The 24,243-nt window shown below is 45.5% G+C and carries 29 protein-coding genes; 19 read left to right on the top strand and 10 right to left on the bottom strand.

Features of this window, described 5'->3' with window-relative positions:
• Positions 1 to 75: 75 nt before the first annotated feature.
• Positions 76 to 1,245, bottom strand: a complete 1,170-nt coding sequence (locus WCV65_RS03090; RefSeq protein WP_338779971.1) for a DEAD/DEAH box helicase — start codon at positions 1,243 to 1,245, stop codon at positions 76 to 78.
• Between the two features lie 157 nt (positions 1,246 to 1,402).
• On the opposite strand from WCV65_RS03090, the gene WCV65_RS03085 reads away from it, so the two are divergent.
• Genes WCV65_RS03085 through WCV65_RS03075 form a run of 3 tightly spaced genes read left to right on the top strand, consistent with a single transcriptional unit; the run spans position 1,403 to position 2,621 of the window.
• Positions 1,403 to 1,975: a TetR/AcrR family transcriptional regulator gene (locus WCV65_RS03085; RefSeq protein WP_035407325.1), complete on the top strand. Its 573-nt coding sequence runs from the start codon at positions 1,403 to 1,405 to the stop codon at positions 1,973 to 1,975.
• Entirely contained in the window at positions 1,972 to 2,307 is a 336-nt protein-coding gene (locus WCV65_RS03080; RefSeq protein ID WP_035407328.1) for a multidrug efflux SMR transporter, read from the top strand. Before WCV65_RS03085 ends, WCV65_RS03080 begins: the two co-directional genes overlap by 4 nt.
• Entirely contained in the window at positions 2,307 to 2,621 is a 315-nt protein-coding gene (locus WCV65_RS03075) for a multidrug efflux SMR transporter (protein WP_035407333.1), read from the top strand. Before WCV65_RS03080 ends, WCV65_RS03075 begins: the two co-directional genes overlap by 1 nt.
• 37 nt (positions 2,622 to 2,658) lie before the next feature.
• Here WCV65_RS03075 and WCV65_RS03070 read toward each other — a convergent pair whose 3' ends face one another.
• Entirely contained in the window at positions 2,659 to 3,948 is a 1,290-nt protein-coding gene (locus WCV65_RS03070) for an ATP-binding protein (RefSeq protein ID WP_338779968.1), read from the bottom strand.
• Positions 3,949 to 4,168: 220 nt separating this feature from the next.
• Between WCV65_RS03070 and WCV65_RS03065 the strand changes: the two genes are divergently transcribed.
• Complete coding sequence (locus WCV65_RS03065; RefSeq protein ID WP_035407339.1) at positions 4,169 to 4,351, top strand: hypothetical protein; 183 nt, start codon at positions 4,169 to 4,171, stop codon at positions 4,349 to 4,351.
• 56 nt (positions 4,352 to 4,407) lie between these two features.
• On the opposite strand, the gene WCV65_RS03060 is transcribed toward WCV65_RS03065, so the two are convergent.
• Entirely contained in the window at positions 4,408 to 5,022 is a 615-nt protein-coding gene (locus tag WCV65_RS03060) for a cell wall hydrolase (protein ID WP_338779964.1), read from the bottom strand.
• A 226-nt stretch (positions 5,023 to 5,248) separates the two neighbouring features.
• Here WCV65_RS03060 and WCV65_RS03055 point away from each other — a divergent pair, with 226 nt between their 5' ends.
• The 5 genes from WCV65_RS03055 (at position 5,249) to WCV65_RS03035 (ending at position 9,036) form a co-directional block, all read left to right on the top strand.
• Positions 5,249 to 5,662 carry a MarR family transcriptional regulator gene (locus WCV65_RS03055; RefSeq protein ID WP_035407342.1) on the top strand — a complete coding sequence of 138 codons (414 nt, stop codon included), beginning with the start codon at positions 5,249 to 5,251 and terminating at the stop codon, positions 5,660 to 5,662.
• Positions 5,663 to 5,733: 71 nt separating this feature from the next.
• Positions 5,734 to 6,924 carry an MFS transporter gene (locus WCV65_RS03050; protein WP_338779959.1) on the top strand — a complete coding sequence of 397 codons (1,191 nt, stop codon included), beginning with the start codon at positions 5,734 to 5,736 and terminating at the stop codon, positions 6,922 to 6,924.
• Between the two features lie 134 nt (positions 6,925 to 7,058).
• On the top strand, positions 7,059 to 7,286 hold the full coding sequence (locus tag WCV65_RS03045; RefSeq protein WP_211556365.1) for an AbrB/MazE/SpoVT family DNA-binding domain-containing protein: 228 nt from the start codon (positions 7,059 to 7,061) through the stop codon (positions 7,284 to 7,286).
• Positions 7,287 to 7,302: 16 nt separating this feature from the next.
• A complete protein-coding gene (locus WCV65_RS03040) occupies positions 7,303 to 7,800 on the top strand; it encodes a cation:proton antiporter regulatory subunit (protein WP_211556363.1) in 498 nt (165 codons plus the stop codon).
• A 6-nt stretch (positions 7,801 to 7,806) separates the two neighbouring features.
• Positions 7,807 to 9,036 (top strand): cation:proton antiporter, encoded by a 1,230-nt coding sequence (locus WCV65_RS03035; RefSeq protein WP_035407356.1) that lies wholly within the window; start codon positions 7,807 to 7,809, stop codon positions 9,034 to 9,036.
• A 46-nt stretch (positions 9,037 to 9,082) separates the two neighbouring features.
• Here the strand turns inward: WCV65_RS03035 and WCV65_RS03030 are convergent, their stop codons facing one another.
• A complete protein-coding gene (locus WCV65_RS03030; protein ID WP_338782136.1) occupies positions 9,083 to 10,753 on the bottom strand; it encodes an ABC transporter ATP-binding protein in 1,671 nt (556 codons plus the stop codon).
• A 76-nt stretch (positions 10,754 to 10,829) separates the two neighbouring features.
• A complete protein-coding gene (locus WCV65_RS03025; RefSeq protein ID WP_338779956.1) occupies positions 10,830 to 11,612 on the bottom strand; it encodes a MerR family transcriptional regulator in 783 nt (260 codons plus the stop codon).
• A 99-nt stretch (positions 11,613 to 11,711) separates the two neighbouring features.
• Between WCV65_RS03025 and WCV65_RS03020 the strand changes: the two genes are divergently transcribed.
• The gene (locus WCV65_RS03020; protein WP_035407361.1) at positions 11,712 to 11,951 is read left to right on the top strand and encodes a hypothetical protein; all 240 of its coding nucleotides are present in this window, start codon (positions 11,712 to 11,714) and stop codon (positions 11,949 to 11,951) included.
• A gap of 168 nt (positions 11,952 to 12,119) precedes the next feature.
• Here the strand turns inward: WCV65_RS03020 and WCV65_RS03015 are convergent, their stop codons facing one another.
• Positions 12,120 to 12,455, bottom strand: a complete 336-nt coding sequence (locus WCV65_RS03015; RefSeq protein ID WP_338779953.1) for a helix-turn-helix domain-containing protein — start codon at positions 12,453 to 12,455, stop codon at positions 12,120 to 12,122.
• A 157-nt stretch (positions 12,456 to 12,612) separates the two neighbouring features.
• Between WCV65_RS03015 and WCV65_RS03010 the strand changes: the two genes are divergently transcribed.
• The 3 genes from WCV65_RS03010 (at position 12,613) to WCV65_RS03000 (ending at position 14,660) form a co-directional block, all read left to right on the top strand.
• On the top strand, positions 12,613 to 13,464 hold the full coding sequence (locus WCV65_RS03010) for a VOC family protein (protein WP_338779951.1): 852 nt from the start codon (positions 12,613 to 12,615) through the stop codon (positions 13,462 to 13,464).
• 49 nt (positions 13,465 to 13,513) lie between these two features.
• Positions 13,514 to 14,164 carry a nitroreductase family protein gene (locus tag WCV65_RS03005; RefSeq protein WP_338779949.1) on the top strand — a complete coding sequence of 217 codons (651 nt, stop codon included), beginning with the start codon at positions 13,514 to 13,516 and terminating at the stop codon, positions 14,162 to 14,164.
• 85 nt (positions 14,165 to 14,249) lie between these two features.
• Positions 14,250 to 14,660 carry a hypothetical protein gene (locus tag WCV65_RS03000; protein WP_338779948.1) on the top strand — a complete coding sequence of 137 codons (411 nt, stop codon included), beginning with the start codon at positions 14,250 to 14,252 and terminating at the stop codon, positions 14,658 to 14,660.
• Position 14,661: 1 nt separating this feature from the next.
• On the opposite strand, the gene WCV65_RS02995 is transcribed toward WCV65_RS03000, so the two are convergent.
• Together WCV65_RS02995 and WCV65_RS02990 are read right to left on the bottom strand one after the other, a co-directional pair.
• Positions 14,662 to 15,300, bottom strand: coding sequence for an SDR family oxidoreductase (locus WCV65_RS02995; RefSeq protein WP_338779947.1), 639 nt, complete (start codon positions 15,298 to 15,300; stop codon positions 14,662 to 14,664).
• On the bottom strand, positions 15,272 to 15,415 hold the full coding sequence (locus tag WCV65_RS02990) for a hypothetical protein (RefSeq protein WP_338779946.1): 144 nt from the start codon (positions 15,413 to 15,415) through the stop codon (positions 15,272 to 15,274). The genes WCV65_RS02995 and WCV65_RS02990 overlap by 29 nt, the downstream gene beginning before the upstream one ends.
• Before the next feature lie 112 nt (positions 15,416 to 15,527).
• Between WCV65_RS02990 and WCV65_RS02985 the strand changes: the two genes are divergently transcribed.
• The 3 genes from WCV65_RS02985 (at position 15,528) to WCV65_RS02975 (ending at position 18,317) form a co-directional block, all read left to right on the top strand.
• Positions 15,528 to 16,454, top strand: coding sequence for a DMT family transporter (locus WCV65_RS02985; protein WP_338779945.1), 927 nt, complete (start codon positions 15,528 to 15,530; stop codon positions 16,452 to 16,454).
• 70 nt (positions 16,455 to 16,524) lie between these two features.
• Positions 16,525 to 17,244: a 3-ketoacyl-ACP reductase gene (locus tag WCV65_RS02980; RefSeq protein WP_338779943.1), complete on the top strand. Its 720-nt coding sequence runs from the start codon at positions 16,525 to 16,527 to the stop codon at positions 17,242 to 17,244.
• A 518-nt stretch (positions 17,245 to 17,762) separates the two neighbouring features.
• On the top strand, positions 17,763 to 18,317 hold the full coding sequence (locus tag WCV65_RS02975; RefSeq protein WP_035407376.1) for a LysM peptidoglycan-binding domain-containing protein: 555 nt from the start codon (positions 17,763 to 17,765) through the stop codon (positions 18,315 to 18,317).
• A gap of 50 nt (positions 18,318 to 18,367) precedes the next feature.
• Here WCV65_RS02975 and WCV65_RS02970 read toward each other — a convergent pair whose 3' ends face one another.
• Positions 18,368 to 18,814 carry a GNAT family N-acetyltransferase gene (locus WCV65_RS02970; protein ID WP_051860665.1) on the bottom strand — a complete coding sequence of 149 codons (447 nt, stop codon included), beginning with the start codon at positions 18,812 to 18,814 and terminating at the stop codon, positions 18,368 to 18,370.
• Between the two features lie 32 nt (positions 18,815 to 18,846).
• On the bottom strand, positions 18,847 to 20,109 hold the full coding sequence (locus WCV65_RS02965; RefSeq protein WP_338779939.1) for an ATP-binding protein: 1,263 nt from the start codon (positions 20,107 to 20,109) through the stop codon (positions 18,847 to 18,849).
• 226 nt (positions 20,110 to 20,335) lie between these two features.
• Between WCV65_RS02965 and WCV65_RS02960 the strand changes: the two genes are divergently transcribed.
• The 3 genes from WCV65_RS02960 (at position 20,336) to WCV65_RS02950 (ending at position 23,465) form a co-directional block, all read left to right on the top strand.
• Entirely contained in the window at positions 20,336 to 21,088 is a 753-nt protein-coding gene (locus WCV65_RS02960) for a lipase family protein (protein WP_338779937.1), read from the top strand.
• Positions 21,089 to 21,193: 105 nt separating this feature from the next.
• Positions 21,194 to 23,269 (top strand): carbon starvation CstA family protein, encoded by a 2,076-nt coding sequence (locus WCV65_RS02955; protein ID WP_338779935.1) that lies wholly within the window; start codon positions 21,194 to 21,196, stop codon positions 23,267 to 23,269.
• Entirely contained in the window at positions 23,262 to 23,465 is a 204-nt protein-coding gene (locus WCV65_RS02950; protein ID WP_035407385.1) for a YbdD/YjiX family protein, read from the top strand. Before WCV65_RS02955 ends, WCV65_RS02950 begins: the two co-directional genes overlap by 8 nt.
• Positions 23,466 to 24,243: the final 778 nt, after the last annotated feature.

The raw sequence follows: 24,243 nt of genomic DNA, 5'->3' as shown, positions 1-24,243 counted from the left end.
ATCAAAGTTCCAACCACACACCGCCCCCCCACCAAAACAAAAAAGAACCCCCGCCAAAGCGAGGGTCCTCCATGATTATCTCTTTCTTCCATTCCGCAGCCGTTCTTCTTCCGTTAAAATATTCCCGCCAAACAATACGTTGCGTTCAAGTTCGATGCCTAGCTTTTTAGCATATTGCTTCAATTCGCGCTCTTCGCGTTCGGTTACGAGTGAGATTACGTTTCCGTTTGTCTTGGAACCGAGTCTGCCTGTCCGGCCGGAACGGTGAACGAATTGGTCGATGTCTTCCGGGAAGTCCAGGTGGACAACCTGCTCAAGGTCTTGGATGTCCAGGCCTCTTGCTGCCACATCTGTTGCGATAAGCAAAGGCGTGTCGCCTTTGCGGAATTTCCTCAGTGCTGCTTCCCGGTCGGTTTTGCCGCTTTCGCTGTGGAGGATGCTGACGGGCATCCGGTCATATGCGAGCTTTTCGGCAGCTACGTTGACACTTCCGATGTCTTTCATGAATGCGAGCGTTTTGACAGGCGCGGCTCTCATGATTTTTTCCAATGCCTTCAGCTTGTCGCGCTGTTCGCTGACAATGTAGAGATGGCGTACTTCGGATTTGATTGCCTGCTCGCGGTCTACACTGATTTTGACCGGCTCATTCATCATCTGGGCGGCCATTTCTTCTGTTTTTGGAGACAGGGTCGCAGAGTATAGAAGCAGCTGTCGGTCGCGCTGGGTGCTTTTGATGACTTCGCCGATCGTTTTCATGTGCTCAGGTACAAGAAGCTGATCCCCTTCATCAAGAACGATCGTTTTGACTTCATGCATCTTAAGCTTTTTCATTTTAATCAGCTCAAGAACCTTTCCTGGCGTTCCGCTGATAATGTGAGGGTTCTTTTTTAGCTTTTCGAGCTGGCGCTTCGGATTGGCTCCTCCGATAAAGGATGCGGTTCTTAGCTCGCTTCCTTTGATCCATTCCTGAATAACGGAATGAATTTGCATAACAAGCTCATGGGATGAGGCTAGAATAACCGCTTGGGGCTGCTTGCCCTCTGCATTCAATTTTTCGAGAACCGGGAGCAGGTAAGCAAGCGTTTTTCCGCTTCCTGTCGGTGATTTTGCTAAAACATCTTTATTTTCCATAATCGGCTGAACCGATTGGGCTTGTACGGATGTGGGAGCTGGAAATTCGGACTGCTTCCATGCCTCCTGGATAAACGGCTGGAATGCTTGTATAAATGAAGTTTCCTGTGACATTCCTTCAACACCTTTTCTAATCGTTATTTTTTTGAGAACGAACATTGTAAATAATAGCATTATTCAGGTGGAAAAGCCATGTCTCTCCTTTTAGATTTGACTGGAAATACTGCCTGTGCTACGATGGCTTACGAACGGTCGTAAGGGAGTGGATAATATGACAGCGGACGAATTAAAGCAAAAAGCCCTGATGATTTTTTCTCGGCATGGCTATGAAGGGGCTTCCCTATCGCTTATAGCGGATGAAGCCGGTATAAAGAAGCAATCCATCTATTCGCATTTTAAAAGCAAGGATGAGCTTTTCCTTAAAGCTGCTGAAGAGGTTTTTCAAAATGAACTGAATCGGGCACTGTCTAATATAAAACATGGCAGTGAATCGAATCTGAAAGAAACACTTTATCAATTTCTGGCTGATTATATGGAAAAATACGAGCAGAATCCAGAAACCCGTTTTTGGCTGCGGATCTCCTTTTTCCCGCCGGGCCATCTATATGATTCTGTAATGGTACAGGTATACCGGCATCTCGATACATTGGAGGAGGCGCTGACTGCACTCTTTGCACAGGCAGAAATCCGTGCAAACCCGGAGCAGGCTGCTATTGCTTTTTTAGGTGTACTGGACAGCGTGTTTGTTGAAATGCTATATGGAGGAAAAGAAAGACAGATTAAAAGACTGGACGCCGCCTGGAACATCTTCTGGAATGGGATTGCATTGGAGGGATTAAAATGAACCGGTATTGGATTTATGTGATACTCGCCTCTGTTTTTGAAGTAGGCTGGGTTATTGGATTAAAGCATGCATACGATTTGCTCACGTGGATTGCTACCATCATTGCGATCACAGTCAGTTTTACTGTTATGATCGTTGCAAGCTCGAAGCTTCCCGTCGGAACGGTGTATGCGGTATTTGTCGGTCTCGGTTCAGCCGGGACGATTTTAGCGGATATCCTCTTCTTCGCACAGCCGGTTGATCCGGTTAAGCTTCTTCTGATTGGTATACTGCTTGCAGGTGTGATCGGCCTTAAAATGGTCACCGAAGATCCGGAAGGAGAGACAGGGTAATGGCATGGATTGTAATTGTTGCTGCCGGCTTATTTGAAATGCTTGGCGTTGTCCTGCTGAACAGGGTTGCAAGGAACAGGAGTTTCCGGAATATTCTCTTGCTCGCTGCCTCCTTCACAGCAAGCTTCAGCCTGCTTTCCATTGCCATGCAGTCCCTGCCGATGGGGACGGCTTATGCCATCTGGACAGGAATTGGCGCAGCAGGCGGTGCGCTGCTGGGCATGATTCTGTATGGAGAATCAAAGGAATGGAAAAGGATTTTATTCATTGCATTAATATTAGGATCTACCATTGGTTTAAAGGTAATTGCTTAAACTTAAAAAGGGCTGCTCCCTATGGAGACAGCTCTTTTTATTTTGCAAGCGGCACTTCAACCTCAACAGTTGTTCCTTTGCCTACCGTACTGGCAAAACGGATGGAGCCCTTATGACGTTTAACAATGCTGAAGCAGACAGCAAGACCAAGACCGGTTCCTTTTTCTTTGGTAGAGTAAAAAGGTTCTCCTAATTTGGCGAGCCGTTCTTCCTCCATTCCTGCTCCGTCATCTTCAATGCGGACCATCGCTGCTGCCCCGTTTGAAGACAGCTTTATTTTAATCAAACCGCTATCATCAATCGCTTCAATTGCATTTTTAAGCAAATTCAGGAAAACCTGCTTGAGCTGATTTTGATCACAATAGATGTGCATCATATCCATGCTCTCATCCTCAAGCTGGATCATCACATTCTTCATATTCGCCTCACCTTCAATAAGCACCATGACGTGGCTCATGATGGAAAGGAGATCTTCTTTTCGGAAAACCACATCCTGCCTTTTCCCGAGAGCAAGCATTTCTCCGGATATCAGATTGATCCGGTCGATTTCCGACATCATGATGTCCAGATGCTGATCGTCCAACTTTCTTGTAGACGACATAAGCTGGACAAATCCTTTTAGTGAAGTGAGCGGGTTGCGGATTTCATGGGCGACGGAAGCTGCAAGCTCGCCGATGATGGACATCTTTTCCGTTGTAATCATCAGCTCTTCATTCGCCTTAAATTCCGTAATATCACGGCCAATTCCGAATACGCCTTGGATTTCTCCGTCTACTACGATCGGCAGTAGGGAACAGCGCAAAATCCGTTTCTGCTTCAGGCGGTTGCGGACGGTGAGCTCAAATTTTTGCGGGTGCCCGGCTATCACTTTTCTAAACAGGGCGCTTGCCATCTCCCATTCAGAAGGAATGACAAATTCAAGTGCGTCTCTGCCTTTAATATAAGATTCTTTATATCCGATAATCAATTCGCCTTCCGGATTAAGAGCCATAAGTTTCCCCTGACTGTCCGCTTCAAAAACTCCGTCCGGATTATGATGAAAAAGAGAGCGATAGTGTTCGTTGCTTCTTTCAAGCTCTTTTTCTTTTTGCTCTAGTTTTTCCTTCGAATGCAGGATGCGCTTTGTCCGGCTGTAAACAAGAAGATACAGGCCTGCGCTAGTCGCCAAAATGAAAATCCAGCCTTTATAATGCTGAAAAAAATTATATAATTTCAAATCCTGCTTTGCGATCAGCAGTGATGCATAGTCCGTTGCAAAGATCCACAAAACGCCTATAATTAAATAGATGATGGCAATTCTAAATGCAATTTTCCTGGATGGTTCCATAGTCGTCCACCTAACAATCTTTATTCTTCTACTATTGTAACGAAAACAAAACCGCATATGTGAAAAATCTTCTGGTAAATCATAGTTTTCCGGTTTCTTATCTTACCTGATTCAGATTCTGCGGGTTATGGATAAATTTTCAAATAAAAATTGTTTTTGAAAAGCTTATAATACGGGTACATAGTTTACATGCAGAATGTCAGCGGGGAGGACATAGAAGGTGAACGGAATTATTTTATTTGCTGTTGCAGCATTTCTATTGATGACCTTTCGGCTCGTGACCGTTGTTCGAATGAAAAATGCACCAAGAGGCAATAAGCGAATGGCCTGGCTGCTTTATGGCATTGGAATTGGGGCATTAGCCGGAGCAGTGCTTGTTCTGATCAATTCAGTTCCGGTTTAATGCAGAGAAAAAAGGAGCGGATCCCCGAGGATCCGCTCCTTTTTGGTTAAGCCACATTATTTCGCAAATACATGGTTGCCGATTTCCGTTGTTACATCTTTTCCGTCAAGGAAGCTTGAGCTTGCTTTGTCCGGATTATAGAAATACAACGCACCTTTGCTGATGCTTGAGTATGAAATGGCTTCGTTTACTGCATCTTTGGATTCCTGGCTTGCAGGATTATTAATCGTTCCGTTATCGACTGGTGAGAATTGGCCTTCTTCATAAATAACATCTTTAACTGTATCAGGGAATTCATCGCTTGCGACACGGTTCATGATGACCGTCGCAACCGCAACTTTTCCTTCGTAGGACTCACCCTTTGCCTCTGCTTCTACGAGGCGGGCAAGTAATTCTTTATCTTCATCAGAAACTGCTTGCTCAGCGCCTTTCACATCTTCTGCGCCGGCTACAGGAACTTGAAGGGTTTCACCTGTGAAAATCATATTATCGGTACGGCTGTTTGCTTCCTTCAATGCATCGATGGAGACACCGTACTCCTGTCCAATTTTATAAAAAGAATCACCTTGTTGGACCTCATAGCTTTCAGCACTTGCTGCGCTCGCTTGCCCAGCAAATGATAGAGCTCCGATTACAATGCTTGAGGATAATACTAGACCTTTGGCTTTCATATATGTTTCCTCCCTTTATGTTTGCTCTTAAACAACCCTAACAGAAATAAAATATGGATTCAAAGGATAAAACTTCCCCGTTAAGAGTTTCATAGGCAATCTATCCACTTCTCGCCAATAGAGGGGCAACATTCTTCACAATTACACACTTATTCGTCTAATTTGGTTGATTTCCGTCCAATTTCAAGATAAAATGTTTACTTAGGTAAATAATAGAGGTGAAAAAATGGAGGATTCTAGTAACATTATCCATAATCTTCATCAAATCGTCCGTTACTTAACGAAGGAATCGAATGCCCGGCTTCAGGACCATGGAATATTCAGTTCTCAATGGTCTATTTTATATTGTTTAGTCCGGTTTGGTCCGATGTCACAGACCGAAATCTGGCGTTATTTGAATGTTGAAGCCCCTACGGTTACCAGGACGATTGCAAGATTAGAAGAAAGCGGATGGATTGTACGGGAACCCGGTTCAGACAAACGGGAGAAAATCGTCAGTTTAACTCCTTTCGCTATTGAAAAGCTTGAAGACATCAAACAATCGATTGCTGCCTTTGAAGAGGAGATGCTCAAAGAGTTAAATGAGAATGAGCGCCGCACCCTTACTGCTTTGCTTCAAAAAATCGGCGGCTGGAACTAAAGTCTGCAAGTCTCTCTATTAGGAAAACGCCAGTTTCTTCTATAGAATAGAATCATCAAAGGAGGTTCAACATGTCATCAACTGCACCAAAGGCTCCGATCTGGACGAAGAGTTTCATCAGCAACTTCCTGATCAACTTCTTCATCTTCTTAACTTTCTATGCCTTGCTTACCGCCCTTCCTATTTATGTACTTGAAGATTTAAATAAAACAAATGCGGAAGCCGGTCTAGTCATTACGGTTTTCATGCTTTCCGCCATTCTTGTCCGCCCGGTTTGGGGAAAGGTGCTTGAAAGGTTTGGAAAAAAACTGTGTCTCGTCATTGGCATGATTTTATTCATGCTTACGACAGTGGTTTACATTTGGGTGGATCAATTTACAGGTCTGCTTATCCTGAGGTTCATTCACGGGATTTCGTTCAGCCTGATTACAACAGCAACAGGCGCAATCGCGGCCGACATTATTCCGAAAGAGCGCCGCGGCGAGGGACTCGGCTACCACGCGATGTCCATGAATCTAGCTGTCGTTTTCGGCCCGTTTCTTTCTCTGACCCTGCTTCAGTTCACCACATTTACTGTTCTGTTCATGATTTTTTCTGTCATCGCCGCTGCAGGGGTGATTTTCAGTTTTCTTATAAAAATTGAACACATCAAAGTTCCGGCTAGAAAATTCACAGCTTCTGATTTATTTGAAAAATCCGTCATACCGATTGCTTTGATTGGCGGATTAGTTGCCTTCTCCTACTCCGGTATCATTTCCTTTATTTCGATTTATGCGAAGAGCATTGGACTCTCCGGAACAGCAAGCTACTTTTTCGTCGTATTTGCTGTTGTCATGCTTTTATCGAGACCTTTCGTCGGCCGGCTTTTTGACCGGAGAGGTGCTGCCGTTGTCATGATTCCGTCCTTCATCGTCTTTGCCGCAGGTATGCTGATGCTTAGCTTTACGGACACATCATGGATGCTGCTTGTGTCAGGAGCCCTGATCGGACTCGGCTACGGTTCACTCGTTCCATGCTTCCAGACGCTGGCCATTCAAAAAGCACATCCTGCACGAAGCGGACATGCGACATCTACCTTCTTTACGTTTTTTGATATTGGCATCGCATTTGGCTCTTACATTCTTGGCATGCTTGCAGCGAATCTTGGGCTATCAAGCCTCTACTTGTATGCGTCCGGACTGATTATCGTCACGCTTTTGATTTTCACTGCCGTTACTCGGAAAAAACAATTGAATTATGTGCCGAAAGAGCATGTATCATAAAAGTGATGCAGACCAAATCCCGGTGATTTGGTCTTTTTCATGTTTATCATTAGATACTTTTCCAAATTTCTGCTAGAATATAAGTAAGGAAAGTAAGGAATTCCTAGAAAACAAAGAAATCAAGGAGAATAAACATGGAATTTTCCAAGCTGAGCTCGAAGGGACAGATCACCATCCCTAAACACATCCGTGAAACGCTGAATCTTCATGAAGGAGAACGGATTGCATTTATTGAAGAGGACGGGCTCGTCATCATGACGAAGGCTGACTTGGAATCTCTTCACAATATCCAGGACATTGTAAGTGATGAGAAGTTCAAACAGCTGATGCGCAAGGCCAAAAACCACCTAAACGAAGAATAAGGAAGGGGTTCATACTATGAACATTCGAGAATGCGATTTACCCGGAATCGGAAGAAAATTCGAGGCGGTTACCCGCAACAATGACAAAATTACGGTTATCATCCATGACGACGGCAGAAGAGAAATGTACCATTACGATGATGATGATCATGAAGAGAGCATCTCCAACATTACCATGAATGATGCAGAAGCAAGGCAGCTTGCCGCTATTCTCGGAGGGATGACATACAAGCCAAAAGCGATGGAAAACATTGAGCTGGCGTTCGATGATCTCATCATCGAGTGGTTTAAAGTAGAACCGGGCGCACCTGCTGTCAACCAGTCCATCGGGGATATCGATGTCCGCAGCAATTACGGGATTACCATTATTGCCATTATCAAAAAGAACCAATCGAAGCAGCTCACTCCGGGACCAGAGGCCATCATTGAAGCTGGGGATACATTGGTGATTTCCGGTGAAAGAAAAGATTTGCGTAATATTATTAAGGATTTACTATCAAATAAGGGGGGATAAGTATAGATGGATCATTTGATTTTTGAAGTAGGAACTGCACTGTTATTAGTAGCATTTGCTGCCATACTGGCAGGAAAACTTAATTTCTCCATCATCCCGTTTTTGATTGTGATTGGAATGCTAGTCGGTCCTCATGCCCCTGTCATTGGCATTATTAACCTCAGGTTCATTGAAAGCGCAGAATTCATTGATTTTCTGGGGCGCATCGGGATTCTTTTCCTTCTCTTCTACCTCGGTCTGGAATTCTCTGTCGGAAAACTCATAAAGTCTGGTAAATCGATTGTAGTTGGCGGAAGCATCTATATTTCCATCAACTTCGCTCTCGGATTCCTCTACGCGCTAATTATGGGCTTTCCGATATTAGAAGTCTTGATTATTGCAGGAATCATCACCATCTCATCAAGTGCCATCGTTGCAAAAGTGCTCGTGGATCTGCGCCGTACCGGGAATAAGGAAACGGAACTGATACTGGGCATCATCATGTTCGAGGACATCTTTTTAGCGGTCTACCTCTCCGTTGTCTCCGGTTTGATTTTGGGAGACTCCACGTCAATCGGCGGAACCATCATGTCCGTTCTGATTGCCCTTGGCTATATGCTGGCTTTCTTTATTATTGCAAGAAAAGCCACACCTCTTTTAAACAAATTACTCAACATCTCGTCTGATGAAATTTTTATCATAGTCGTGTTTGCGGCTTTGTTCTTCATTGCCGGATTTTCAGAAACGATCCATGTTGCCGAAGCAATCGGTGCCTTGCTGCTTGGTCTGGTCTTCTCTGAAACCAATCAGGGTGAACGAATCGAACATCTCGTCGTCCCATTCCGCGACTTTTTCGGCGCTATCTTCTTTTTCAGCTTTGGATTAAGCATTGATCCATTCACACTCGGAGGGGCGGTATGGCTTGCACTCGGTGCTGTAGCTATTACAATCATCGGGAACTTCGTTGCAGGCATGATTGCTGGAAGAAGAGCAGGCTTATCCCATAAAGCCTCAGCCAACATCGGACTGACTATTGTATCCCGCGGGGAATTCTCCATCATCATGGCCAATCTAGGGTTATCAGGCGGTCTGATGACCGTACTGCAGCCATTTTCGGCACTCTATGTGCTCATTCTCGCCATCCTTGGACCATTGCTCACGAAGGAATCCAAGCATATTTACAACGCGCTTAACAAGGTCTTCAAGTGGAAACAGCCGAAGGAAAAAGTGAAAGTGAAAGAAAACGTCCTTCCATAAGAAATGGGAAAGCCCAAGAATATTCTCTTGGGCTTTTTTGGTTCAATCAATTCGCCGCTTCCAGCTGAAGCTGTTTTTCGGCTAGCTTCCTGTATAGTGTGTGAGCGTTCAATAATTCTTCATGTGTTCCCTGTCCGGTCAGTCTTCCGTTTTCCAACACAAGAATCTGGTCTGCATCAACAACTGTGGATAATCTGTGGGCAATGACAAAAGTCGTCCTTCCCTTCATCAGGTTTTTCAGTGCATGCTGAACAAGAACCTCTGATTCGCTGTCGAGATTAGAGGTTGCTTCATCAAGCAGCAGCAGGGACGGATTTTTTAAAATGGCTCTTGCGATGGCAATACGCTGCCTTTGCCCTCCCGAAAGCTTGACTCCCCGCTCCCCAACCTCCGTTTCATAGCGGTCCGGCATTTTTTCGATAAACTCCGCTGCATTGGCAAGCCGGGCCGCGTTCTCCACTTCTGAATCCGCAATTTCCCGCTCAAGGCCATAGCAAATATTATCCCGGATCGAACCGGACATAATCGGACTGTCCTGAGATACGTAGCCAATCTGCTTTCTCCAGCTGCGCAGGTCAAGGGTGCTGATATCCTGCCCGTCGATTTTCACGGCACCTGACACAGGTTTGTAAAAGCGTTCGATTAGAGAAAAAATGGTCGTCTTCCCGCCGCCGCTCGGTCCGACGAGGGCCACCGTTTTGCTGGGGGCAATGGTAAACGAAAGATCAGTTAAAATTGGTTTATCCTCTGAATAGCTGAAATGAATGTTCTCAAAGCGCACCTCTTTATTCAGCACGTCCGCTTTTGAATGTCCATTCTGCTCCGTTTTCAGACTGAGCAAGTCATGAATACGGTCTGTCGCTCCCATCGCTTTTTGAAAGGCAGTAAAAAACGAAGCAAGCTGGGTGAATGGAACGATAATTTGAAAGACGTAGATAATGATGGCGACCAATGTCCCTGCCGTTAAGCTTCCGGTCGCTACCCTCACCCCTCCATAGCCAATCAGGATGACAAGAACGACCATCATAATCGTTGTCATGAACGGACTAACCACCGCCTGAATCTTCGCTTCCCGAAGGCCCAGTCTGAACAAATGGCCAATACCGCTTCTGCCCTTTTCTTCTTCAATCTCTTCGCCGCTGTAGGCCTTCACGAGTCTGACCTCACCAAGGACCCGTCCAAGATCACCGCTGAAAGAAGCCATTCCATCCTGTGTCGCTTTCGAGATTTTATACATTTTCCTTCCCATCGGCCATAGCAAAAGCATGGATAGAGGAATGACGGCAAGCATAATCGCTGTCATTTTCCAGTCAAGCATAAAGAGGATAATGACAGAACCTGCAATGCTAATGATTCCGGATATGAATGTAACAAGATGATTGGTAATCAATGTTTTGATCGTATTCGTATCCTGCGTAATCCGGCTCATCGTTTCCCCGGACTGATGCTGATCAAAATAAGAAACAGGGAGCTTTAAAATGTGTCCCCACAGCTGTTCGCGGATTCCTTTTACGATAACTTCCCCAATATACATCAGCATATAATAGGAAAACCCCGCTCCAATGGATTGCAGCACGAATGCACCAATCAGAAGGAAAATCATCCCTGTACTTAAAGCTGCAGCTCCTGCCTGATCCACCAGTTGCTTTGTAAAGATTGGCACAATCAAACCGGCTCCTGTTTCAAGCAGGCTTAAAAACAAAACGGAAACAATCATCCAGGTGGCGGGTTTATGTTTTTTCAGCAGGTTTATAAAGGCATCCAGCTGCTGTTTATCTGCTTTTTTTGCTTGTTCAGCCATGACTGTGAATTCCCCTCCCAGTGTAGTAATGTTCAAAAGCTTTTTCTATTAATTTCTCCTCCTGCCTTGTAAACGGAGAAACAGAGAAAATGTCTTGTTCTGCCCTCTCTCCTATCCGCTCCCAATCAAGGTCCATAGAAATCATGTCCGTCAAAATGTCCTGTTCTCCCAGTATTCCAGCAAGCATGTCCAGGCATTCACCGACAAGACTCTGAACCTCCGGAGATTCAGGTTTCCGGGTCCTCAGCGCTTCCTTCATCTCCTGGAAAAGCAAAGCCGTCTTTTTATGCAGATCCAGCCATTCATCCTTTGTAATGCTCTCGACCCGTTTTGTATACTTTTCAGGAAAATGCTTTTTTACCCAATCCATATGTTCCTCTTCATTTTGGATGCTGTCGATTACAAACGAGAGAATCTGCAGGTTCGGACGCTTCTCTGTTTCGAGAATTCCTATTGCATGGTCCAGAGAGAGAATAACTCGGTTTAAATGATTCTGCTTTTGTGTCATTAGCTCCTTTTGCATCCTAAGCGAGGATGTTAAATCTCCATCAGCTGCAGCAAGCAGTTCCCGGATCTGCTGGAGACTGAAATCCAGGAACTTAAGCGAAAGAATTTGCTGAAGAACGACTAAATCATCATCCTTGTAATACCTCCGTCCAGACTCGCTGACGAAGCTTGGCTTGAGCATTTCCTGCTGATCATAATAGCGGAGTGTCCGGACTGTTACGCCGGTCTTTTTTGCAAATTGTCCGATCGTATATAAGGCTTCATTCACTGGCATGACCTCCCATGCCTTCATTATATATCCTGACGTTACGTCAGAATCAAGTCCAATCAGGATAAAAATGGTATACTATTTCTGAGGTGATAAAACATGGCGAAAAGCAAAGCCAGTAAACGAAGAGAGCATAAAATTCGCAGCGGCGGGTTCGACCCAAGCGCATTGAGAGGATCTGCTCCCGACTACAGCATGCACGAACGCAAAACGATGACAAAACAGGAAAAGTGGAAAAAACAACTATCCAAACACAAAAAGCGATCCCTTCCCGGTAACGGTGATGAAGGAATCGCTTTTTTGTATGGGGGAGTTGGGAGAGCCCGCAGATTTTGTTGAAATTCGTCGTTTGGCCCGTATTTGGCTCGAGTTGGCCCGCATCTGCTCCGAGTAGGCCCGTATTTGCCTCAAGTTGGCCCGCATTCGTCTCCAGTTAACCCCGTTGCCCCTACTACCAGCTTTGCCTGTTTATACCGTCCCATAAAAATAGCCAACCACCCCATCGGGTCATTGGCCAATCTGTTCTCCATAATCCTGTTCAATCCAGTTTTGCGACCAGTTTTCAATTTCTCTCAATATAGGTTCAAGTGCTAAGCCTTTATCTGTAAGCGAATATTCGATGCGGACGGGAGATTCAGGGATGATGTTGCGTTTTACAACGCCGTTCTGTTCAAGATCCTTCAGCCTGTCTGATAGGACTCTTCCGCTGATGGATGTCGATGCTTCAAGTACACTGAATCGTTTTGGTCCATCGAGAAGCTGATGGATGATTAGGCCTGTCCACCGTTTGCCTAGCATGTTAATGGCTTGTTCGAACCTTGGGCAAATGTTTAATGGTTCCATTTTTCTCACTCCTGTTGTTTTATTATATATCATGATTACAAAAAATAAAAAAGTTACAATTTACAACTAAGTTACTTGACATATATTCACAGACATCATATAGTTACTTACATAAAGTAACTTATTTACTCTAAGTAATTAAAAGGGGGGTTTCATGATGAAATTTCAGCAGCATCCATACACATACGTAAGCACAGTAACTCTTCTGACTGGCGATTTGAAGAGGGCAGAGGAATTTTATACATCCATCATCGGTTTAAACGTTCTGGAAAAATCACAGGAGAAGGTATCTTTGACGGCAGATGGTGTCCATCCGATTCTTACGCTTCAACAGCAGAATGGTATGATGCCGAAGGAGCCGCGCCGGACCGGACTTTATCACTTTGCTATTTTGCTTCCTTCAAGAAAGGACTTATCATCGTTTCTTCACCATTTGATTCATACCCAATATCCGGTCCAAGGTGCCTCCGATCATCTTGTGAGTGAAGCCATCTATTTCGCAGATCCGGATGGCAATGGAATCGAAATCTACGCGGACCGTCCTTCTAATCATTGGCGCTGGACCGATGGGCAGATTGAAATGGCCACCCATGCGCTCCAAGCGGAAAATCTCCTGTCTGAGAGTACTGTGGCTGATTGGCGCGGCATGCCTTCTGACACCGTCATGGGCCACATTCATCTCCATGTTTCAAATCTTGACGATGCAGAACGCTTTTACACGGAAGGCCTTGGGTTTGAAGTGGTCTCGAAATATGGAGATCAGGCACTCTTCATCTCAACTGGCGGCTATCATCACCATCTTGGTCTGAATACTTGGAACGGAGCAGGTGCCGCCAAGCCTTCTGAAAACAGCGTAAGGATGGGCTCCTTCACCATCGTTTACCCAAGTGCCGAGGAAAGGCAAAACGCAGTCAGCCGGCTTGAAAAGCTTGGAGCAGAGACCATCACTAACAATGATGTGATCCTCGCAGCTGACCCTTCCGGAAATTGGATTCATCTGGCTGTTTAAACAGGGCAGGCTATTTATATAAAATCTACTGAGAGAAGAGGAAACGACAATGGGATTTTTTGATAGTGTATTTGGAAGCAAAGAAAATGCAGGCAGTACAGTAAAAAAAGACTTTCCAACTGCAATTGAAGAAAGACGTTCATTTTACGCGATCAGCAAGGAGGAGGTTGTATCGGATGAACGCATTAGAGAGGTAATCGAGCATGCTGTTAAACATACTCCATCCGCCTTTAATTCTCAGAGTGCCAGAGTGGTTGTCCTGGTCGGGGAACAGCATGATAAATTGTGGCATATTACAGCCGAATCCCTCCGGAAAGTTGTACCTGCGGATTCATTCGGTCCGACTGAAGAAAAAATGAAAGGCTTCAGCAGCGGATATGGAACGGTTTTGTTCTTTGAAGATGAGGCGGTGATTGAATCCCTGCAGCAGCAATTTACTCTTTACCGCGAGAATTTCCCAATCTGGTCTCACCATTCATCCGGCATGCTTCAGTTTGTGGTATGGACAGCACTTGAACTGGAAGGCTTCGGAGCTTCCCTTCAGCATTACAATCCACTGATTGATGAAGATGTGAAAAAGGAATGGCATATTCCTGCCGGGTGGAAGCTCATCGCGCAAATGCCTTTTGGAAAGCCTGTATCTGCTCCGGGACCGAAGGAATATAAACCGGTTGAAGAACGTGTGAAATTTTATAAATAAGCGAAGGCGGCCTTTCAGCCGCCTTTTTACATTTTACCAAATAATGTATACTAGTAACAAAACGAGGTGAGGTGAGGTGAGGTATGTGGAAAAACTTCTAATGGGCATCACAGTCATTCTGCTGCTCGTATCCTGTTCGCCCAAACATCATGAAAGGATGCCTCCTGAGAGAATAACGCTATTGTCCTATGTAAAAATGCATCTTTACAAAGAAGTGGAAATCACTGACTTGCGAAACGGCGGAAAAACCATTCTTAAGGATCCGAATGACGTCAATACTTTCCTAAACATGCTTGAAGATATCGAACTAACCAAATCAGATGACCAGGAAGTGAGAAAAGGAGGGTTTGTGTTTGACCTTCAGTTCAAGAAGGAGCACCTTTCCCTCGCATCCAGTACAGTGATGATAGACGGGATGAGATATCAAGCAAATCGGCCTCTCCCGGTTGATCAAATTGCACAAATATTTTTCAATCCGCCCGAAGCATCTCCTTAACTCAGATTCCGTATGTATGCCCGCCGTTCACCGATATGCTCTGGCCAGTGATAAAAGAAGACTCCTCTGAAGCAAGGTATGCTACCGTATTGGCTGCATCTTCAGGCAAACCCATCCGTTTCAGTGGTATGCTCATACGATATTGATCGATTGCCTCACCCGATACCCCAGCATGGCGTTCAACCGGGATAAATCCTGGATTCAGGAGATTTACCCGAATTCCATACTCCCCAAATTCGCTTGCCCATGAACGCGTCATGCCGAGCATCGCGGATTTGGCCGTTACATAGTTCGAGAAATGTCCGTTTCCAAGCTGTACAACCTCGCTCCCAATATTAATGACGGAGCCTTTCTTTTGTTCTTTCATAGAAGAAAGACATGCTTTCATCAGGAAAAACGGGGCCTTTACGAAGAAGTTCAGCTGATCCTCATAATCCTCCCAATTCAAATCTTCCATCGAAAGCTCCGGCTGCGGACCCGTTGCATTATTGACGAGAATGCTTACCCTTAGTCCGGAAACTCTCTCCGCTTCCTGTACAAAACGGAAAACGTCTTCTTCATTTGTGACATTCGCCTGAATGGCAGCAGCATTGCCTCCATTTGCCTTAATTTCACGAACGACCTCTTCCGCTTCCTGCACTGTTCAAATAATTGACGGCTGCAAAAGCGCCTTCCCTGCCAAGCTTTTTGCTAATGGTTGCACCCAATCCCCTTGATCCCCCTGTTACAAGGGCTAGTTGATGATTCAGTCTCAAAATGATCCCCTCCTTTTTGGATTATATCACCCTTCTGGAAAACATCTTCTTTGTGATGGAAAAAACAGTGTGATAACCTGATAATTGAAGTCTTCTGAAAGAAGGGAACCCGGTGAAACACACACGCATTTATTTTATCCTTGTCGGCATTATGATGCTTTGGGGCTTTAACGTCCCGCTGCTCAAAATTATCGTCGGCACATTCTCCCCAGTAACCATTACAGCACTTAGAATTTTCACAGCCAGTATTTGCGTTTTCATTATTCTAGCCTATTTAAAATTGCTCCGCCTGCCGACACTTAGGGAAGCAGCTTTGATTATCGGCTGCGGATTACTGAATGTGGTCGCCCATCATTATTTTTTATCAGTCGGTCTCTCCCTTACCAGTTCGACGAATGGAGGCCTTATTTTGGGCTTGGGACCGATATTAGTTGCCGTTTTATCCATCATTTTTCTTAATAAAAGATTGACCGTTATCCGGCTGAGCGGGTTTATATTGGGACTCGCCGGTGTTTCATTTACGGTGGTTGCCGGCGGGGGCGGACTGAGTGCCGTTAATGCAGGCGATGTATCCATTTTCTTTTCCATCCTCACACAGGCATTCAGCTTTGTGATGATTAACAAAATGTGCAAAACGATTGATCCAAGGCTTCTTACAGGATATATGCTCCTTTTCGGGTCGCTTGTGCTATTTGGAATCGGCTTACTTACGGAAAAGGATGGCCTTTCAACGCTTACGAACGGAAGCCCGGAAGTGTGGACAGCGTTTGTACTATCCGCGGTTTTCGCGACAGCAGTCGGCCATATGACGTATAACTTCGCAATCAGCCAGGTTGGAGCGGCTGAATCGGCCATTTTCATGAACCTGAATACGCTGTTTGCTCTTGCCGGATCCGTTCTCATTTTAAACGAAACCGTACATGCCTCGCATCTGATTGGTCTGGTCCTCATTGTCTCAGGCGTTATTCTTGGTTCGGGAGCGTATGAGGATATGAGAATGAAATATCGCAGAAAGCATGGGTATGATTCAGCACGTTAAAGCAGATATTTTGAAATAAACCATGAGAAAAATTATGATTAATACGATGAAAAGTTAAGGAGGTCCATTCATGAGCGAATCATTACAAGGCAAAACCGCACTCATTACCGGCGCCGGACGCGGAATTGGACGTGCCGCAGCCCTTCACCTTGCTAGAGAAGGCGTAAATGTAGGACTGCTCGCCCGAACGGAAGAGCACGTGAAAAGCACAGCCCTAGAAGCAGAAGCATTAGGTGTAAAAGCGTATTACGCAGCAGCTGATGTATCATCACATGAAGAAGTGAAAAAGGCTGTTGGTCAGCTGGAATCAAGTCTCGGCCACATTGATATTCTGATCAACAATGCCGGAATCGCCAAATTCGGAGGGTTCCTGGAGCTTGACCCCGGGGATTGGGAAAAAATTATTCAAGTGAACCTATTGGGTGCTTATTATGTAACACACGCTGTCCTTCCCGGCATGGTGGAAAGAAAAGCAGGCGATATCATTAATGTTTCTTCCACGGCCGGCCAAAAAGGAGCTCCTCTCACCAGTGCCTACAGCGCTTCAAAATTTGGTCTGCTCGGTCTGACCGAATCACTGGCTATGGAAGTGCGCAAGCATAACATTCGTGTATCGGCCCTTTCCCCTAGCACCGTTGCAACGGATCTAGCCATTGAAAACAAGCTGACGGACGGAAACCCTGAATCTGTCATGCAGGCGGAAGACATCGCTGAGTTTATGGTAGCCCAGCTTAAATTAAACAAACGTACGTTTATTAAATCAGCTGGACTTTGGTCGACGAATCCTTAAATATCTTGGAAGCAGTTCCCTTTGAATGGGAGCTGCTTTTTTAGTTGGGGCAACTCAAGTAAATTGAACACGAAATTTTCAATACCAAAGATGGAATGGTGAGTCGGTCATTTTTAAAAGGCTGTTTACTTTTTTCGGCAGTTTATTTAGAGGATTTTGACAAACTTCTTTTGAAATCTCCATATTGGAACAACATCTTGATATTTCACGATTTTTGGTTTCTCCATCCCCTAGTCTTATTCTCACCCCTCTAATTCCCATAAGATAAACCACTACTATAGTCACATTTTACGATTATTATTCTATGTTAGCTTTTTCCTTTTACAATATAGTCTTTATTCTGAATCCTCTTACAACTCTTTCATACCAGCCCTCAAAAAGGATTCATTTTTACGAATTTCAAACCTAATATTACTAAATGAAATATTTTTGTAACATAAATAGAAACTGTTTGAAACAAACCTGTCATATTAATCTAGTAATATTAGCCATCATATACATAAAGGGGACTAGGACTTTTGAAGAAGTTTATTTTGACAGTCAGTGCAGTTTTGTTCTTGTCGTTTGGATTCTCAGCCAATGCCTTCGCAGCCACCTACACAGTTAAATCCGGGGATACTCTATGGAAGATTGCTCAGAAGCATAAAGTTACTGTGAATCAAATCAAATCTTGGAACAAATTGAAAACAGACGTTATTAAAGCAAATCAAAAGTTGACCATTTCACCGTCTACCTCCAAGAAATCAGCACCTGCGAAATCAGCTGCTCCACAAGGGGCCTATAAAACATATACCGTTACAGCAACAGCCTATACAGCAAGCTGCAAAGGCTGCAGCGGAATCACTTCAACCGGCATCAACTTAAAGAAAAATCCTGGCGCAAAAGTAATTTCCGTTGACCCGAGAGTCATTCCGCTCGGTTCCAAAGTATACGTACCAGGCTACGGTACAGCGATTGCAGCCGATAAAGGAAGCGCCATTAAAAGAGGAAAAATCGATGTTTTCTTCTCATCCAAGAGCACCGCTCTTAAATGGGGAGTAAAAAAGGTAACCATTAAAGTTTATAAAAAATAAGTTTCAGCCAAACAAAAAGACCATAATTCCGATTATGGTCTTTTTGTTTTCTATAATGATATTTTCATAAACTTGTTAATGTCTTGGAATCCCATTTGTTCATATAAGTTCATCGCTTTTGTATTATGGGTGTAAACGTTCAGTCTTACGTCACGGTATCCGTTTTTTCTAAATTCCTCAAATGCCTCTTTCATTAATAATTTAGAATATCCCTTTTTCCTGTATGCGGCTTTCACATATAAATCATTGATCCAGCCAACTTCGTCCCCCGTCAGCAAGTCATATGCCCGATCAATCATGATCCACCCCAACAGTGTTTCCCCGTTCATTAAGCAGACAAAATAAGCATCATAGCCCGCTGAATGCTCGTATGCTTCAATCATTTTTTGCTGGTTGTCATCTGAAACGGAGTTCGTTGCTTCTCGCCTGTTTTCGCCTGCCAGTTCATATATTTCCGATCGTTCTTTTTCAGAGGCAATCTTGAAAGTTAGTCCCATTTCCGTTTTCCTCTCCTGCAAAAAAATGCGTGTTACGAACTGTATGCTTTTGCCTGCAGACAGATTTTTACGACCGTTCCCTTGCCAGGCTGGCTTGAGTATACCGTTTTCCCTCCCATTGCATCAATGATGCCGAGAGAAACCATCGTTCCGAGTCCTGTCCCTGTTTCCTTCGTTGTATAGTAAAGGCTTCCGAGCTTGGCTAGCTGCTCCTTTGTCATGCCTATCCCTGTATCCGCAATCTTTATCTCTGCTTCCGATCCATAGGATGTCATGGAAACCATGACACTGCCTTCCTCCGGTGTTGCTTCAATGGCATTTTTAATAAGATTCACTATAGCCTGGCGAAGCTGATTACGATCTGTTTCCAGAGTGATGGGAGCATCGGTCTGACAGCTTAATACGATCCCTTTTTTTAAGGCCAGGGGGTTTAACAGCTGTACAGCATCCTTTAAGAAACCGCCCAGTTCAAACGTTTCCAGTTTCTCGAGCTGAGGCTTGGCAAAGTTCAGATAGTCGCTGATGATGGACTCGGCCCTGTCCAATTCACTCAGAACGAGAGGCAGATACGTATGCTGCCCCTTCTTATCATCAGCCTGCATGAGCTGCAAAAACCCCTTAACAACTGTAAGCGGGTTTCTTACTTCATGAGCAATGGAAGCGGCCATCTCACCAAGTGTGTTCAGTTTTTCCGATCTGAAAATTTCTTCCTGAAGGCGGTATTTCTCAATACTCGCTTCATGGAGAAGGGCGGCAAAACCTGAACCGATCACTTGGATAATGCCAAAAATGACGATAAAGTAGATCAGTTTCGATGGAAGAAATTCGTATTTGTCAGAAACACCAATATAGGTGAAAAGAATACCAAGCTGAACAAATGCAGGCCAGAGCCCCGCCAGTATCGCCCATCTGACCCTTTTCCATTTTGTCTCTGCTTTATTAAATCTGAACACGATTAGCATAGGACCTGCAGCTGCCAGGAAGGAGGACAAGTAGCCAAAAACAAGAGCATCTCCGCCAAGATACGTTCTTGTGAGAAGAAGAGCAGCCAAAACGACCAGACCGCCGCGCATCCCCCCGTAAAGTGTGGCTAGAACAAGCGGTACATACCTCAGATCCCAATAAAGACCGAAACTTTCGTAAGCAAACAGCATGCATAATGATCCGGTAAGACCATGCAGCATCCCAATAAAATAAGACGGCCGTCCAATCTGGCGGTCAGAGAAAAACAAACTGTGGATCAGAATTGGAGCCAGCACAATTAGAACATGCAGCAGTAATTTTTCTATGATCATCATTTCTACCCCGCAGCTATATTTTCCCCTGTTAACGGGCAGTAAACACTTTCTTAATCGAAGAGAAGGAATACGGTGAAGCTCTCACTTAACCGATTAAATACGACAGCTGATACAAATTTCCCTTTTTTCAATAGGTATTTTTATGTACAGCTTCATACAGGCACTTCTTACGTTCAGCAGCGTATGGTAATGCATAAGCCTATTGAAGCGGGGTATTAACAACATGACTATGTGGAGAAAAAAACCTTTTTATAATAAGGATCTCGCTGAATTTTTGCTTCATATGTGTGTTTATTCATACCGGCAATTCCTTAATAACGGACCTGTGGAAGTGGTACCGGGTTTTACACTCGTTAAAGCCTTTAAAGCCAGTGCAAACAGCATTCCGGAGTGGTTCGGATTTATCCTGGAGTCAGAGGATGCGGTGGTTATTGCCTTCAGGGGTACCCAGTCTGATGCAGATTGGATTGCAGACGCGACCATAAGGCAGGCTCCCTATTTATATATTCAGAACGCGGGTCTTGTTCATCAAGGGTTTCAGTCCATTTATTCCACTTGCCGTGACGAAATTTTCCAGGCCTATCATAGCCTTGCTAAGGAAAAAAACCTGTTTATCACCGGACACAGTCTTGGGGGGGCACTCGCAGTGCTTCACGCGGCAGACGCGGCGGCGAATTCAGGTTTCAGGTCCATTGTAATGTACAACTATGGAGCACCAAGAGTCGGGGACGGGCAGTTTGCCTCTTTATATGACAAGCTTGTTCCAAACAGCATTCGCTTTGTAAATACAGCGGACCTCGTGCCGAAGCTCCCTCCCATTTTTGTCTACAACCCTATTACTAAATTGAAATACTTTTATCAGCATGTGCAAACTCCCTTCACTTTCACGATTGATACTGGATCTATTGCGGGCAATCATATGCCGGACACTTATTTTCTCGGGATTGAAGGGTTATCCAGACTGTTTCACTTGTAAAGCAGTCTGGAAGATTTTATCCCCCAAAAGCTAAATATTTATTTAAATTTTCAGAATAGTATAATACAATTACCCTGTAGAGATGACAAAGGGGGGAATGTACATATGAAAGCCATAAAGTCCATTCTGATTTGGGGCATCATTTCAGCAGCTGGGGCAGCAGGCTTTGGCGTTCTGGCTCTTAACCGGGGAGAATCCATTAATGCCATCTGGCTTCTTGTTGCTGCGCTCAGTGTATACGCAATTGCATATCGCTTTTACAGCCGTTTTATAGCAAGAAAGGTTTTCGAGCTTGATGACAACCGCAAGACACCTGCAGAAACGCAAAATGACGGGAAGGATTACGTTCCCACAAACAAATGGGTGCTGTTCGGCCACCATTTTGCTGCGATTGCAGGTGCAGGGCCGCTTGTCGGTCCAATCCTTGCCGCTCAAATGGGCTACCTTCCCGGGACCATCTGGATTGTGGCTGGGGTCGTGCTTGCCGGAGCAGTACAGGATTTTATCATTCTATTCGGTTCAATGAGACGGAAAGGAAAGTCTCTTGGAGAAATGATCAAGGAAGAAATTGGACCCGTTACAGGCGTTATTGCCATGGTCGGAATCCTGGGAATCATGATTATTCTTCTCGCTGTTCTTGCTCTTGTCGTAGTAAAAGCGCTTATTGGAAGTCCGTGGGGAATGTTTACCATTGCCGCCACGATTCCTATCGCTGTTTTCATGGGAATTTACATGCGGTACATCCGCCCGGGCCGGGTTGGGGAAGGCTCAGTGATCGGTGGCGTTCTGCTAATTGGTTCTATTATGCTCGGACAATATGTATCTCTTAATCCTGCTCTTGCCAAGATGTTTACCTTTAACGGAGAAACAATTGCAATCATGATGATTGCCTACGGTTTTATCGCATCCGTTATCCCTGTTTGGCTGCTCCTTGCTCCAAGGGATTATTTAAGCACCTTTTTAAAAGTAGGTACCATCGCTGGGTTGGCAATTGGAATTTTAGTCGTGGCACCTGATCTTCAGATGCCGTCTACTACTCAATTCATCGATGGGACAGGCCCGGTTTTCGCCGGCAACCTCTTCCCGTTCTTATTCATTACAATTGCCTGCGGTGCCGTTTCAGGCTTCCATGCTCTCGTTTCATCCGGTACGACTCCTAAAATGATTGAAAGAGAAAGCCATGCAAGACCAATTGGGTACGGGGCAATGCTGACGGAATCTTTTGTTGCCATGATGGCCCTCATTGCTGCGTGCGTACTGACTCCCGGGATCTATTTTGCTATCAATAGCCCTCCTGCCGTGATCGGAACGGACGCCGTTTCAGCCGCTGCGACTGTATCCGGCTGGGGCTTTACCATTACACCGGATGATTTAACCACGCTTGCCAAAGACGTGGGGGAAGAGACCATTCAATCAAGAACAGGCGGGGCACCGACTCTCGCGATTGGAATGTCCGTCATCTTCTCAAGCTTCCTTGGCGGAAAAGCACTAATGGCCTTCTGGTACCATTTCGCCATACTCTTTGAGGCGCTGTTTATACTAACAACCATTGATGCCGGTACCCGCGTCGGCCGCTTCATGATCCAGGATCTTTTGGGACAAGTGTATAAGCCGCTTGCCAAAACTGACTATCTGCCTGCCAACATCATCGCTACTGCAATATGCGTCCTTGGCTGGGGCTACTTCCTATATCAGGGCGTCATTGATCCGCTCGGAGGAATCAACACCCTATGGCCGCTTTTCGGAATCGCAAACCAGATGCTTGCCGGAATTGCCCTGCTCCTAGGTACCACCATGCTCTTTAAAATGGGGAAAAAAGCTTACGTATGGGTAACGCTCCTTCCAACCACCTGGATCCTGATCGTTACCATGACGGCTGGCTGGCAAAAGCTCTTCCACGAAAATCCTAAAATCGGCTTCCTGTCGCACGCTAAAGTATTCAGTGATGCAAGAAGCAAAGGAGAAGTTCTGGCTCCTGCCGCCAACCAGGCTCAAATGAACCAAATCATCGTAAATGACTACGTTGATGCCGCCCTATGCGCCATCTTCATGCTCGTCGTTATCGCTGTTCTCATCTCATCTGTGAGAATGTGGATCCGTGTATTCAAAAAACAGGACGTCACCCTTCACGAAGCGCCGTACATTCCGCGCGAGGAAGGAGAATTCAAACACTATGCTTAAAAAGATGGCCGGTATATTCAGCCACCGCAAACAATTCCTAAACCTGCTCGTCGGCGTTCCCTGCTATGAAACATACGTTGCGCACATGTCATCCAAGCATCCAGGCGAACCCGTGAAAACCCGAAAAGAATTTTTCTGCGAAGCCCAGGAGGAACGCTACAATGCGAAAGGCGGAAAGGTCTCCCGCTGCTGCTGAATAATGGCTAAATGTTTGGAACCGCTTAGTTGGCGGTTCTTTTTTTGTTGGGGAAGGGTGGTTGTGGACGGGTGGACGAAGTTACCGATGGAAGCTGGTGGAACGGATGGGAGGTCAACGGCGGCGCCTGACTGGTGGACCGAAAGGGGGGTTAACGGCGGCGCCTGACTGGTGGACCGAAAGGGGGGTTAACGGCGGCGCCTGACTGGTGGACCGGATGATGGGAGGTGAACGGCGGCGCCTGACCCGCGCTGCTTTAACGCATGTGGGGACAAAGGAAGCCGCTTGTGGCCTTTTGAGGCGCAAGGGATTGGGGAGCAGGTGCCGGAGCTTTAGCTTGATAGAGAACAGCGGGACTGGCACCGTGCCAGTCCCCTATTGCTTCACCGCAAACGGGGACAAAGACGACAGCAGATGAACCGTTGCACCCCAACGGTTTGGAGAAGCGGTGCCGGAGCTTTTATCCTTTAGCAGAGTGCGGGTCAGGCGCTTCGTTTCCGCTGTTGCACTGACCCCCAGCCAATCACTGCAGCGGGGGACAGAGCTGCAATCCGGCTATCCCGTATCCGCCCTAGTCCGCCTTCTTTTGGGGACGGAGGTTTATTGCTTTAGCGAATTGAGGGTCAGTGCAATGCACTGACCCCCAATCCATCACCTCACCAGGGGACAGAGCACATGTCTCCTCCGCCCTTCAGCCAACCAGCCTCTCTCCATACGGGGACGGAGGTTTAACCCTTTAGCGAAACGGGGGTCAGTGCACAGTCTCGCACAGTCATCG

It is taken from the genome of Metabacillus sp. FJAT-52054 (genome assembly GCF_037201815.1).
GTDB classification, from domain to species: Bacteria; Bacillota; Bacilli; order Bacillales; family Bacillaceae; genus Metabacillus_B; species Metabacillus_B sediminis.
This window is presented reverse-complemented; position numbering and strand designations above follow the sequence as displayed.

Excerpts from the sequence above, each read along its gene's own strand:
- WCV65_RS03090 (WP_338779971.1), bottom strand. The coding sequence starts at position 1,245 with ATGTCACAGGAAACTTCATTTATACAAGCATTCCAGCCGTTTATCCAG.
- WCV65_RS03085 (WP_035407325.1), top strand. The coding sequence starts at position 1,403 with ATGACAGCGGACGAATTAAAGCAAAAAGCCCTGATGATTTTTTCTCGG.
- WCV65_RS03080 (WP_035407328.1), top strand. The coding sequence starts at position 1,972 with ATGAACCGGTATTGGATTTATGTGATACTCGCCTCTGTTTTTGAAGTA.
- WCV65_RS03075 (WP_035407333.1), top strand. The coding sequence starts at position 2,307 with ATGGCATGGATTGTAATTGTTGCTGCCGGCTTATTTGAAATGCTTGGC.
- WCV65_RS03070 (WP_338779968.1), bottom strand. The coding sequence starts at position 3,948 with ATGGAACCATCCAGGAAAATTGCATTTAGAATTGCCATCATCTATTTA.
- WCV65_RS03060 (WP_338779964.1), bottom strand. The coding sequence starts at position 5,022 with ATGAAAGCCAAAGGTCTAGTATTATCCTCAAGCATTGTAATCGGAGCT.
- WCV65_RS03055 (WP_035407342.1), top strand. The coding sequence starts at position 5,249 with ATGGAGGATTCTAGTAACATTATCCATAATCTTCATCAAATCGTCCGT.
- WCV65_RS03050 (WP_338779959.1), top strand. The coding sequence starts at position 5,734 with ATGTCATCAACTGCACCAAAGGCTCCGATCTGGACGAAGAGTTTCATC.
- WCV65_RS03045 (WP_211556365.1), top strand. The coding sequence starts at position 7,059 with ATGGAATTTTCCAAGCTGAGCTCGAAGGGACAGATCACCATCCCTAAA.
- WCV65_RS03040 (WP_211556363.1), top strand. The coding sequence starts at position 7,303 with ATGAACATTCGAGAATGCGATTTACCCGGAATCGGAAGAAAATTCGAG.
- WCV65_RS03035 (WP_035407356.1), top strand. The coding sequence starts at position 7,807 with ATGGATCATTTGATTTTTGAAGTAGGAACTGCACTGTTATTAGTAGCA.
- WCV65_RS03030 (WP_338782136.1), bottom strand. The coding sequence starts at position 10,753 with ATGATTGTTTCCGTTTTGTTTTTAAGCCTGCTTGAAACAGGAGCCGGT.
- WCV65_RS03020 (WP_035407361.1), top strand. The coding sequence starts at position 11,712 with ATGGCGAAAAGCAAAGCCAGTAAACGAAGAGAGCATAAAATTCGCAGC.
- WCV65_RS03015 (WP_338779953.1), bottom strand. The coding sequence starts at position 12,455 with ATGGAACCATTAAACATTTGCCCAAGGTTCGAACAAGCCATTAACATG.
- WCV65_RS03010 (WP_338779951.1), top strand. The coding sequence starts at position 12,613 with ATGAAATTTCAGCAGCATCCATACACATACGTAAGCACAGTAACTCTT.
- WCV65_RS03005 (WP_338779949.1), top strand. The coding sequence starts at position 13,514 with ATGGGATTTTTTGATAGTGTATTTGGAAGCAAAGAAAATGCAGGCAGT.
- WCV65_RS02980 (WP_338779943.1), top strand. The coding sequence starts at position 16,525 with ATGAGCGAATCATTACAAGGCAAAACCGCACTCATTACCGGCGCCGGA.
- WCV65_RS02970 (WP_051860665.1), bottom strand. The coding sequence starts at position 18,814 with ATGGGACTAACTTTCAAGATTGCCTCTGAAAAAGAACGATCGGAAATA.
- WCV65_RS02965 (WP_338779939.1), bottom strand. The coding sequence starts at position 20,109 with ATGATCATAGAAAAATTACTGCTGCATGTTCTAATTGTGCTGGCTCCA.
- WCV65_RS02960 (WP_338779937.1), top strand. The coding sequence starts at position 20,336 with ATGACTATGTGGAGAAAAAAACCTTTTTATAATAAGGATCTCGCTGAA.
- WCV65_RS02955 (WP_338779935.1), top strand. The coding sequence starts at position 21,194 with ATGAAAGCCATAAAGTCCATTCTGATTTGGGGCATCATTTCAGCAGCT.
- WCV65_RS02950 (WP_035407385.1), top strand. The coding sequence starts at position 23,262 with ATGCTTAAAAAGATGGCCGGTATATTCAGCCACCGCAAACAATTCCTA.